This window comes from Bilophila sp. 4_1_30 (genome assembly GCF_000224655.1).
Taxonomy (GTDB): Bacteria; Desulfobacterota; Desulfovibrionia; order Desulfovibrionales; family Desulfovibrionaceae; genus Bilophila; species Bilophila wadsworthia.
On sequence record NZ_JH114232.1, the window covers coordinates 1,216,573 to 1,227,854 of the forward strand.

The following is an 11,282-nucleotide window of genomic DNA, read 5'->3' on the forward strand; positions in this document are numbered from 1 at the left end:
CAACCTTGCCATCGGCTTCATCACGCCGCCCGTGGGTGTAAACCTCTTCGTGGCCAGCGGCGTCGCCAAGGCGAAGCTCGAGAACATCGCCAGTCAGGCTCTGCCCATGATCGCCCTGATGCTTATCGTCCTGCTCATTTGTACCTATATCCCTGAAGTTCCGCTGATTCTGGTGGGCGGCCCCCACTAAGCGTTTCTCTGGCAGTTTTACCTGTGGAAAAAGGGAGTCCCTTGCGGGCTCCCTTTTTTTGTGCGCGGAGGGGGGAGGAGAGGGAGAGCGGGGGAGGGAAGAGGGAAACTTTCTGAGGAAAGTTTCCCTCTTCCCTCCCCCGGGCCCCCTCCCATCTCCTTTCAAAGACTTTCGGCTGGTGGGGAGGCCGTGCGGTGGGAGTTCCTGTCGGGCGGGAAGGCGGGCAAGTTTTTCTTCAGGGGGGCCCTTCTCAAAACCTCACTATGTCTTTTCAAGGTTCATATATTCTCGCCGAGGCAACGTCGCCCGTGTGGGAGAGCAGGAGAAAGCCCGTTGCGGAGATGCGGGAAATACGGCAAGGAAAAAGATATGATTTTCAGCGCGAGCCGTCGTACGGATATTCCTACCTATTACTCTGAGTGGCTTTGCAATCGGCTGGAGGCGGGCAACGTATGCGTGCGCCATGATGCGCGCCGCGTCACCCGGTATGTGTTCTCCCGCGAAGCCGTGGACTGCCTTGTTTTGTGGACGAAGAACCCGCTGCCTTTGCTGGATCGGTTGGCGTTGCTGCGTGGCTGGCCTTGTGTGTTCCAATTCACGCTGACGGGGTATGGGCGGGATGTGGAGCCGGGGCTTCCGGACAAGCTGGAATTGGTCGAAGCTATGAAGCGGTTGTCGGAAGCTTTTGGGAGCGAACGGGTGATCTGGCGGTATGATCCCGTCTTTTTCAGCGGGGTCTATTCCCTTTCGTGGCATGTGCGCTGTTTTGATGCGCTGACGGGACGGCTTGAAGGCGTTACGCGCACGTGTGTCGTCAGTTTTCTGGATATGTACCCGAAGCTCCGCCGCCGGATACCGGCTCTTGGGCTCTGCGGGGACAGCGGGCAGGCTCGGAAGGAGTTGCTTGCCGCGTTTGCGGCGATGGCGGAGCGCAGGGGGATACGGCTTTCCCTGTGTGCGGAGGACGTGGACGCCCCCGGTGTCGTCCACGCGGGTTGCCTCAGCCGTGAGCTTGCCGAGCGGGTGGCCGGATGCCGCCTTGATGTCCGTCCCTCGCAACAGAGGGAAGGGTGCAAGTGTGTGGCGAGTGTGGATGTCGGCGTGTACGGCACCTGCGGGAACGGATGCCTCTATTGTTACGCCAATCAGGACGGCATCCCCGTGGGGCGGGGCTCGGCGCTGCACGATCCCGCTTCGCCGCTGCTTGTAGGAAGGCTTTCCGCTGACGATGAAGTGACGGAGCGGCGTTGCGCCAGCCTGAAGAGCCGCCAGTTCTCCCTGCTGTGATAGAAAGGAAACAACGGTGGAGACGGGGGTGCCGTTTTTGTTTGTGTTTCGCCAATCCGCTTTTGCTGCGGACGGAGCCATTGTTTTTTGCCGGATGCCGACGGATAGAGGAAAGGCTGGAGATGAGTGCGCCAACGGTTAAGGCTGGGTGAGGGCGCCCTTTGACAGGAATGCCCCAAAAAGAGAAGCAAGCCAAAGCAATCCATGCTATGGGGAAGTCATAAAGGAGCTAGTATGTTGTGTTTTCGGGAAACCGCCTTTGGGCGGGTGGGCATAGAGGACAAAGAGGGGTTCATCACGCGTCTTTATTTGCCGGGCCGGAGTGATGCCGTTTCGGAAGGTCCTGAAACGGCGCTGCTGGGCGAGGCGTTTGCGCAGCTGGAGGCATATTTCGCCGGTCGGCGCAAAACGTTTGACCTGCCGCTGCGGTTTGATGAGGGAACGCCTTTCATGAAACAGGTTTGGCAGGCCCTGTGTATGGTTCCCTATGCCCATACGGCAAGCTATAAGGATATTGCCGAAGCCATCGGCAACCCGAAGGCTTGCCGGGCCGTGGGCATGGCGAACAACCGCAACCCCATTGCGATCATTGTTCCTTGCCATCGTATCATAGGCGGCACCGGTGCGCTTGTCGGCTACGGCGGCGGATTGGGTATGAAGGAACGTTTGCTTGAGCTGGAGCGCAGATATGGCCCCGCTGACTGAGCCGGCGTTCGTCCGGTTGCGTTCAGTGGACCCGGTGCTGGCCGAAGCCGCTGGTGATGCCGCTTTCGAGCTGGAAACGGATCTGTTCGCGGCGCTGGCAAAGGGGATTGTGGAAAAGGGGGCATCCGATGCGTTCCCGTTCGCGTGGGCATCGTTGGCCGCACAGATTGGGGAGGTTTCCCCCGAGCGCGTGCTTGAGGCAGGATCGGCGTTGGAGGCCTTCGGGAAGAAAACGGGGAATGCATTGCTCGGCGCGGCGAAGGCTGTTCGCTCGGGAAAGATCGGCATGGAGCGCCTTGCCGCCCTGCCCGACGACGAGGCGGTGGGCGCCTTGTGTTCGCTGAGGTGTGTGGATGTACGCCTTGCCGTGCGCGTATTGATCGGAGTGCTGCGGCGTCCAGACGTCCTGCGGTTCGATGACGAGGCTGTGCGGAGTGGCCTGATGCGGGTACATGGGCCGCGAAGTTGTACGCAGGAAGGTTTTGAGGCGTTTCGGGCCCGCCACGCGCCGTTCGGCTCGGCGGCGACGCTGTGCCTTTGGGAGAGCGGGGAGCGGCTGCGTCCCGTGTTCCCATGCGGCGGGGAGGCGCTCGACGCGCTGAAGCGCCGGGACAAACGGCTTGGGCGGGTGATCGAGCGGCTTGGACCGATACGGCGCGGGGTGGAGCCGGATCTGTTTACGGCTCTCGTCGACAGCGTGATTGCACAGCAGATTTCCGGAAGGGCCGCGCAGACGATTTCCGACCGGCTGCACGGCTTGGTGGGGAACTTTACGCCGCAAGGCCTTGCGGAGGCTGAACCCTCACAGATCCAGCAGTGTGGCCTCAGTCAGCGCAAGGTGGGGTATATACAAGGGATCGCCCGTGAAGTCGCCTCCGGTGCTCTGGATCTGGAGGCCCTGCGCCATGCACCAGATGAAGAATTGATCCGGGAGCTTTCGGCCCTCAACGGCATCGGCGTGTGGACGGCGGAAATGCTCATGATTTTTTCGTTGTGCCGTCCGGACGTGCTCAGCTGGGGCGATCTGGGCATCCGGCGGGGCATGGCGTTGCTCTACGGGGATCGGGAGCTGACGCGGGAGCGCTTCGAACGCCGCCGCAAGCGCTATTCCCCGTACGGGTCGGTCGTTTCGCTGTATCTCTGGTCGCTTGCGGGCATGGAGGAAGCCTTGGCGGTAAAGCTCCCCAAAGGCTGATGCGTTCCGTTTTACGGAGAACGGGCACGGGATTGGCGTGGGGAACGTGTCTGGAGTTGTTCCGCGTTTTCTCTCCGTGTCCTGTTGTTTGAGCGCGCTGCCCCGCTGCGCCGTATAAGGTTGGTCGTAGCCACGAGTGGCTGGGGACGGGTATGAGAGGGGCCCATTCTCTGGCTCGGGCCGCCTCTCCTTGTTCCGTACTTGGGTTACCGGATCATTTTTCCGATGAGTTCATGCATGGCCTTGTTTCCGGCGAGGATCGACCAGCGCAGATCAAAGGGCGAGCCGTCCAGATTGGAAACGGTGCCCCCGGCCTCGGTGACGAGCAGCGCGCCTGCGGCCATGTCCCACGGTTTGAGTTCGTCCTCATAAAAAGCGTCGAAGCGACCGCAGGCCGTCCATGCGAGATCCAGCGCCGCGGCCCCGCAACGCCGTACCCCTTGGCAGGAGGACAACACAGGGCGCATTCGTTCCAGAATCTCATCCACGCGGCGGGCGATTTCATAAGGAAAACCGGTGGATACAAGGGCATTCTCGCAGGCCGCAACGGATGAGACGCTGATGCGTTCCCCGTTGCGCCATGCCCCTTTCCCCTTTTCCGCAATAAAGCATTCACGGAGCAACGGCGCGTTGACGATGCCGAGCACAATTTCCCCGTTCAGGCGGTAGGCCACGGACGTGACGGTCAGGGGCAGGCCGTGGGCAAAATTGGTTGTGCCGTCCACGGGATCGATGATCCAGCAGGTATCCGGCAGGCTCAGATCTTCCGCGCTCTCTTCAGCGAGGAATCCAGCCTCGGGCGTCAGGGTTGCAAGGCGCTCTTTCAGGAATGCCTCCACAGCGATATCGGTTTCCGTTACGAGATCGATGCGCCCCTTATGGCGGATAGTGTGGTGATGGGCATGATTGGCGCTGATGATGGCGCCGCTTTCCTCGACGATGGCAAGGGCCTGCAAGGCCAATGGTGAAAGCTGTTCTGTCATGATGCTGAACGATCCGAAAAGAGTTGAAGAAACAGGGTGGAAGGTACGCCGGAACTGCCCGGAGCGGAAGGGCCTAGAGAGGGTTGGGGCTCTCAGTGACGGTTTTCCTCAAAAAACGGGCCGCTGAGGAGAGAGCCCCGCACCGGGCGGGCACGTGGGGGACTTTTCCTATCCGGAGAGAGGTGCGGAGGGGTATTTCCGCTTTGAAATGTCGTATCCAAAGGCAAGCTGCGCCGGAAAAGGCCGCGAACAGGGTGATACGCATGAAAGGCTTTGCAGGGAGGGCCCGCGCTGGCAGGTTTGGGGAAGAGGAGAAACGTGGTCTGCCCTTATCTGGAGCCTCCTCCCCAGCACCCCTGCGAACTTTCAAAGCTCATTTGCCCTCGCGGGCCAAACAGCGTTTGCAGGGCTTGTATCCGTTGCTGCGGGCCTCTTCTGCGGATTTGAAACGCACCGTGCAGGCCTTGCAGTTGAAGTAACGGCAGCCGGATACGTGAAAGACCCGCGTCTTGGCGTTGCCGCTGTAGGAAGACGTGGCGGCGGTTTGGGCGGGGACAGCCGCTTCCTCTACGGGTTGGGTCGGAGCGGCGAAGGCCGGAACCGTGAGCAGGAGTGCGGCGGCCAAAGAAGGAATGATTGCGGATAAGCAGGATCGCATGGAGCCTCCCTGTGTTTGACGATGGCATGTGTGTTCTTTTGTCAGAAAAATAAGAGACAGGGAAGAAGGATTGTGCTTAGTCTCTCACCGGAGTGGCGTGTGGCCGTGAAAGCGCTGGAAGCGTGCCGGAAAACGAGACTCGAAAACGTGTTATTCCACGGATATTGTTATGAAAAAACGCATATTGACAAGTATTGAAAAATTTTCTAGCCTCGCCCAATGAACATACCTAGTATCAAAATACGCGCTGGCCTGTGGCTTTTGTTGTTGACGGGCCTTATTCTCGCGGGGTGTGCTCCCAAACAGCGGGCGGTCGACGATTCGTTTGCCTTTGGGAACGACTACGAGAATCTGACTGGGCCCGATCGTTCGACCATGACCCCGGAAGAGCGTTTTGCCTACGATTACCGTTCGGCGGCGGTGGCGCGTATGAGGGACGAGGGCGTTCCTCTCTCGAACGTGCACCTTGTCGAGCGCGCCAAAACGGCTATCGGTACGCCGTATGTTCGCGGCGGGACCAGCATGTCGGGGTTCGACTGCTCGGGGTTCGTGCAATGGGCCTATAAAAGTGTCGGGGTTTCGCTCCCGCGTACCGCGCGGGAACAGTCCGTGCTGGGTACGCCTATTGATTCCGATGAAATGGAAGCCGGAGATATCGTGGCTTTCAGGCACCCCCGGCGTGGGTATCATACGGGTATATACGTTGGGGACGGCAAATTCATCCACAGCCCCCGGCGCGGCAAGAGCGTGGAGATCACCTCCCTCAGCGATCCTTATTTCAGTTCGACGTTCCTCGGCGCCCGCCGTGTGAGCATTTCGGAGTCCGATGCCGAAGCCGCGCAGAAACTGATGGCGCTGTATGAATCCCGCTCTTCCCGGCTTCACCGGACGGCTTCCGACGCGGCGCTTTCGCAGAGCAAGGCCAAGCACGTCGTTTCCAAATCGCAGAAAAAGGGCAAGCAGACGCTTTCGTCCAGCCGGTCCAGCTCGAAACACAAGGCTGTTTCCAGCAAAAAGCGGACGACGGTAGCCTCAAAGAAAGCGGCGAGTAAGACTTCCGTGGCAAGCAGCAAGAAGCCTTCCTCAAAAAAACAGGTTGCCCAGAAGCGTTCTTCACAGAAGAAAAGCACTTCTGTAGCGCAAAAGAAATCTACCTCCAAGGCAAAGTCCAAATAGTGTTTTGCTGTTGCTGAAGCGATATGTTGAGAAAGCCCCGATTCGTTCGGGGCTTTTTTGCTGGCGGGCATGGGGGCCCCCGCTGTGGGAACCTGTTGAAGAACAGAAAAAAACACGATAGAGCAGGATAAAGCTGAGATACGTTTAGAGTGCCGGAGAAAGCCTCCCGCAAGGGGCCTGAGAAGGCGCTGAGGCTGCTTTGGCGATGCGGAAAGGGGTACTGGGGCGGCGCGGAGGTGCGTTGTCCACATGGTATTCATATTGAGGAGGGCATATATGAAACGCTTTTTGAAGATGCTGGGGGCATTTGCCCTTTGTATGGGGTTGTTGGTCAGTCCTGTGCAGGCTGAAAAATTTGTGGTGGGATTTCAGCCGTATGATACGATTTCCTATCAAGCGATCATCAACGCCGAACTGGGGCTTTGGAAGAAATATACGCCCGAAGGGACGGAAATCGAGTTTCACCCCGCTGTGCAGGGGACGGTCGTCGCCAGCAACATGCTGGCTGACAGGGCGCAGATCGGCTATATGAGCATCATGCCGGCCGCCGTGCTGTGCGTGCGCGCCAAGGGCAAGGTCAAGATGGTGTCCACGACGGACATGTCCGAAGGGACCCGCTGCTCGCTCATCTTAGTGCGCAAAGACGCGCCGGACTTCAAGGACAACGAAGCGTTGGCCCGCTGGCTTGACGGGAAGGTCATTGCCGCTCCCAAGGGCAGCGCCTCGGACCAGTATATGCGCCGTTTTTTTGAGAAGTATAACGTGAAGCCCGCTGAATACCTGAACCAGACCATTGAAGTCATCTCCACGAATTTCCGTGCGGGCAAGCTTGATGCGGCGTCGCTTTGGGAACCTACGCTTTCCGGGCTGGCTTCCGAGGTCGGCGAAGGCGTGGGGAAGATTGTCGCCGATGGGTCCGCCTGTGACAACGAGGACCTCGGCATAGTGGTCATGCGTTCTGATTTCATGGAGAAACATCCCAAGGTCGCCGAAGGCTATTTGCGTTCGGATCTGGAAGCCCAGTTGTTCATGCTGAACCCCGACAATTGGGAACAGGTCATCAATATGGTTTCCCAGTACGCCACCGGCGTTCCCAAGCGGGTGCTGTGGTATTCCGTATTCGGCAAGGTTCCGGCCAACTCTCCCAACCTTGTCCGCGAGTGGATGAACTTCTACTTTGGGGAGCGCGAGAAGGCGAACATCGATGAAGTGGTGGCTTTCCTCCACCAAGAAGGGATCATCAGTGTCGACAAGCTTCCCGAAGGGACCGTGGACGACAGCCTGACCCGGAAAGTATTTAAGGCATCAGGCCATAAGCCTGTCGCTCCGGGCGCGGCTCTTGGCGTCATTGAGGGAAGGAGCGCGGCGGATTGTCCTTTTAAGGATTAGTTGCCTGCTAAGCCCACGAACACTGAAGGCCCATCGGCATTCGCTATGCCGATGGGCCTTTTATTTTGTCCTTATAGGATGTTGCAGGAGGGGAATGCTTTTTGTGATGCGCCGTTTGTTCTTTTTGTTGCAATTAGGGCATGATTTTCCCCCTAAAAAATGAGGGTATCCATGAGGGCGCGGAACCCATGAAGCCCCTGATGAAGACTGTGTTTTTTATATCACGCTGGAATAAAATAGATAATGCGCTTCTGGAACAGCAAAGTGAGAAAAAGGGGATGCCGAAAAGTGTGGAAAAATGCCGTTTCAGGGCGTTTATGGTAGAGAAAAGGCATAATTTCACAAATTTTTTAAAAATATTTTTTTGATATCGTAATATATTGGAATCATAATTTCTTTTAGTGAGCATACTCCCTAAGAGTATAAAGTCGACATTCATTTTTTGAGTACGCATATGAAGTATTTTAATGTTTTCAATATGTTCCGGAATGGTCAGACAATACGCCAAAATCACTTATAAACTGTGGAAAGTAGACATTTGAGGTACGCCGGAAAAACTGATCGCGTACTCAACTCTGGTACATTTTTTGATAAATGAGGGGGGCTTCCCTTTTTTCCTGTGGCTGGTGTACAACAAGCATCATACCCGTTGGCGGGAATACTTTTTTTCACGTAAGGAGACGTGTGATGAAAAAAGTACTGTACACCGTAGCTGCCCTTTTGGCTTCCTCGTGCATGGTCCTCGGCATGGCCAATAATGCGCGAGCTGAAAAACCGCTTACCCTGCGCCTTGGCCACCCTATGGCTCCGGGCAACAACGTGACTGTCGGCTATGAGAAGTTCAAGGAGCTTGTCGAAAAGAAGAGCAACAAGAAGATCCGCATCCAGCTCTTCCCCAACTGCCAGCTCGGCAGCGACCGCGTGACCACGGAAGCCGCCCAGGCCGGGACGCTGGATATGTCCTCCAGCTCCACGCCGAACCTCGCGAGTTTCTCGAAATCCTACATGGCTATCGACCTTCCCTATGTGACCTCTCCCGCCAATCAGGAAAAGCTTTACAAGGCTCTTGACGACGGCGAACTTGGCAAGGCCCTCGACAAAGTTTCCGAAAGCATCGGCCTGAAGACCATCATGTTCAGCGAATTCGGTTACCGCAACTTCGTGTCCGCCAAGAAGCCCCTCAAGGAAGTCAAGGATCTTATGAACCTGAAGGTTCGTACGACCGACTCGCCCGTAGAAGTGGCCGTGGCCACCGAGCTGGGCATGAACCCCGCTCCCGTGGCGTGGGGTGAAACCTACACCGCCATCCAGCAGGGCACCGTCGACGCCGAAGGCAACACCTTCTCGCTGCTGAACGACGCCAAGCACACCGAAGTCCTCAAGTACGCCATGGACTCCGAGCACAACTATTCCATGCACATCCTGCTGATGAACAAGAAAAAGTGGGACAGCCTGACCCCCGAACAGCAGCAGATCATCACTGAAGCGGCGAAGGAAGCCACCGTATGGCAGCGCGCCGAATCCGTGAAGCTCGAAAAGAAGGCTTGGGACGCGTTCAAGGCCAAGGGCATCGAAATCACGATGCTGACGCCCGAACAGCGCAAGGAACTGTATGACAGGACCGCTCCCGTGCGTGAACAGTTCGCCAAGGAAATCCCGGCCGAATTGCTGCAGCTGATCGCCGATACCCAGAAGTAAGTCCTTTGATGCTCGGCCTGCGGCATGTTCTTGCCGCAGGCCGGCTCTTTTTCTCTTACACCACAGGAATCTCGCATGGAAAAGACCAACGCTTCCAAGCAGGGCGTACTGCACTGGCTCGACGAAAACTTTGAGAAGATGTTCCTCGTCACCGGCCTGCTGTCCATTACCCTGTTCATCACATGGCAGGTTATTTACCGTTACATCATCACGCAGTTCATTGAGCGCGCCGGTGCCGCCGTATGGACTGAAGAGCTTTCCCGCTACATCTTTATTTGGATTTCCTACCTCGCCCTGAGCGTCGCCATCAAAAAGCGTTCGTCCATCCGGGTGGACATGCTCTACGATCATCTGCCCCCGCGCTTGCAGCAGATCAGCTGGATCGTGGTCGAGGTGCTGTTCTTCATCCTGACGGCCACCATCGCCTACTACGGCTGGGGCCAGATCGAACGGCTGCAGGAATACCCGCAGCATACCACGGCTTTGCGCATCCCCTTCCTCATCCCTTATCTGATCCTGCCTTTCGGCTTCGGTCTCATGTGTTTCCGCCTGCTCCAGTCTCTCTACAAGCAGGTCAAGGTTTGCGGGTTGGTGGATACCCTGATCGGCCTCATAGCGGTTTTCGTCATCGCTTCGCCGGTCATTTTCTGTGACTACATCGAACCGCTGCCCGCGTTGTTCGGTTATTTCATCGTGCTGTGCGCCATCGGCGTGCCCGTGGCCATCAGCCTCGGCCTGTCCACGCTGGCGACCATCATCTGCGCGGACACCCTCCCTATCGAATACATGGCTCAGGTGGCCTTTACGTCCATCGACAGCTTCCCCATTATGGCTATCCCGTTCTTTATCGCGGCGGGTGTATTCATGGGCGCGGGCGGGCTTTCCCACCGTCTGCTGTCCCTTGCCGACGAAATCGTCGGCGGCACCTATGGCGGTATCGGCCTCACCGCCATTGTGACCTGCATGTTCTTCGGCGCGATCTCCGGTTCCGGCCCCGCCACCGTGGCGGCCATCGGCGCGCTCACCATCCCCGCGATGGTGGAGCGCGGTTACGACAAGTATTTTTCCGCAGCCCTCGTTGCGGCCGCCGGTTGCGTGGGCGTCATGATCCCCCCGAGCAACCCCTTTGTGGTGTACGGCATTTCCGCGCAGGTCTCCATCGGCGACCTGTTCATGAGCGGTATCGTGCCCGGCATCATGGTGGGCATCGTGCTTATGAGCTACTGCTATTGGTATTCCCGCAAGAAGGGGTGGCGCGGTCAGGAAAAGGTCCGCAATGCACGGACCCTCATGCACGCGGCTTGGGACGCCAAGTGGGCGCTCATGGTTCCGGTCATCGTGCTCGGCGGCATCTACGGCGGCATCATGACCCCGACCGAAGCCGCGGCCATCGCCGCCTTCTACGGTCTGATCGTGGGCCTGTTCCTGTATAAGGAAATGGATTTCAAGTGCCTTATCAACTCGTGCATTGAGTCCTGCGAGACTTCCGCCGTCATTATCGTGCTGATGGCCATGGCGACCCTGTTCGGGAACATCATGACCATCGAAGACGTGCCCGGCACTGTGGCCCGGGCCATCCTGAGCTTCTCCGAGAACAAGATCGTCATCCTGATGCTCATCAACGTGCTCCTGCTCATCGTTGGCACGTTCATGGAAGCGTTGGCGGCCATCGTTATCCTCGTGCCCATCCTGCTGCCCATCGTGACGGGCGTGGGCGTATCGCCGCTGCACTTCGGCGTCATCATTGTGGTCAACCTTGCCATCGGCTTCATCACGCCGCCCGTGGGTGTAAACCTCTTCGTGGCCAGCGGCGTCGCCAAGGCGAAGCTCGAGAACATCGCCAGTCAGGCTCTGCCCATGATCGCCCTGATGCTTATCGTCCTGCTCATTTGTACCTATATCCCTGAAGTTCCGCTGATTCTGGTGGGCGGCCCCCACTAAGCGTTTCTCTGGCAGTTTTACCTGTGGAAAAAGGGAGTCCCTTGCGGGCTCCCTTTTTTT

Annotated in this window: 10 protein-coding genes; 8 read left to right on the forward strand and 2 right to left on the reverse strand. The window is 57.7% G+C overall.

Features of this window, described 5'->3' with window-relative positions; genetic code table 11:
* The 4 genes from HMPREF0178_RS21020 to HMPREF0178_RS21025 all read left to right on the forward strand — a co-directional run.
* Positions 1-190 (forward strand): TRAP transporter large permease subunit (locus HMPREF0178_RS21020; protein WP_009733634.1); only part of this gene is annotated, 190 nt, incomplete at its 5' end.
* A gap of 369 nt (positions 191-559) precedes the next feature.
* Positions 560-1,477, forward strand: coding sequence for a DUF1848 domain-containing protein (locus HMPREF0178_RS11980; RefSeq protein ID WP_009733635.1), 918 nt, complete (start codon positions 560-562; stop codon positions 1,475-1,477).
* Positions 1,478-1,711: 234 nt separating this feature from the next.
* Positions 1,712-2,182, forward strand: a complete 471-nt coding sequence (locus tag HMPREF0178_RS11985; protein ID WP_009733636.1) for a methylated-DNA--[protein]-cysteine S-methyltransferase — start codon at positions 1,712-1,714, stop codon at positions 2,180-2,182.
* Positions 2,166-3,377 carry a DNA repair protein gene (locus HMPREF0178_RS21025; protein WP_009733637.1) on the forward strand — a complete coding sequence of 404 codons (1,212 nt, stop codon included), beginning with the start codon at positions 2,166-2,168 and terminating at the stop codon, positions 3,375-3,377. The genes HMPREF0178_RS11985 and HMPREF0178_RS21025 overlap by 17 nt, the downstream gene beginning before the upstream one ends.
* 206 nt (positions 3,378-3,583) lie before the next feature.
* Here the strand turns inward: HMPREF0178_RS21025 and HMPREF0178_RS11995 are convergent, their stop codons facing one another.
* Both HMPREF0178_RS11995 and HMPREF0178_RS12000 read right to left on the reverse strand, forming a co-directional pair.
* On the reverse strand, positions 3,584-4,360 hold the full coding sequence (locus tag HMPREF0178_RS11995; protein WP_009733638.1) for an inositol monophosphatase family protein: 777 nt from the start codon (positions 4,358-4,360) through the stop codon (positions 3,584-3,586).
* Positions 4,361-4,733: 373 nt separating this feature from the next.
* Positions 4,734-5,018, reverse strand: a complete 285-nt coding sequence (locus HMPREF0178_RS12000) for an Ada metal-binding domain-containing protein (protein WP_009733639.1) — start codon at positions 5,016-5,018, stop codon at positions 4,734-4,736.
* Between the two features lie 219 nt (positions 5,019-5,237).
* On the opposite strand from HMPREF0178_RS12000, the gene HMPREF0178_RS12005 reads away from it, so the two are divergent.
* The 4 genes from HMPREF0178_RS12005 (at position 5,238) to HMPREF0178_RS12025 (ending at position 11,222) form a co-directional block, all read left to right on the forward strand.
* Positions 5,238-6,194, forward strand: coding sequence for a C40 family peptidase (locus HMPREF0178_RS12005; protein WP_005025585.1), 957 nt, complete (start codon positions 5,238-5,240; stop codon positions 6,192-6,194).
* 276 nt (positions 6,195-6,470) lie between these two features.
* Complete coding sequence (locus HMPREF0178_RS12010; RefSeq protein ID WP_009733640.1) at positions 6,471-7,583, forward strand: ABC transporter substrate-binding protein; 1,113 nt, start codon at positions 6,471-6,473, stop codon at positions 7,581-7,583.
* Positions 7,584-8,270: 687 nt separating this feature from the next.
* A complete protein-coding gene (locus HMPREF0178_RS12020; RefSeq protein WP_005025589.1) occupies positions 8,271-9,281 on the forward strand; it encodes a TRAP transporter substrate-binding protein in 1,011 nt (336 codons plus the stop codon).
* Positions 9,282-9,356: 75 nt separating this feature from the next.
* A complete protein-coding gene (locus tag HMPREF0178_RS12025) occupies positions 9,357-11,222 on the forward strand; it encodes a TRAP transporter large permease subunit (RefSeq protein WP_005025591.1) in 1,866 nt (621 codons plus the stop codon).
* The last annotated feature ends 60 nt before the right edge of the window (positions 11,223-11,282 follow it).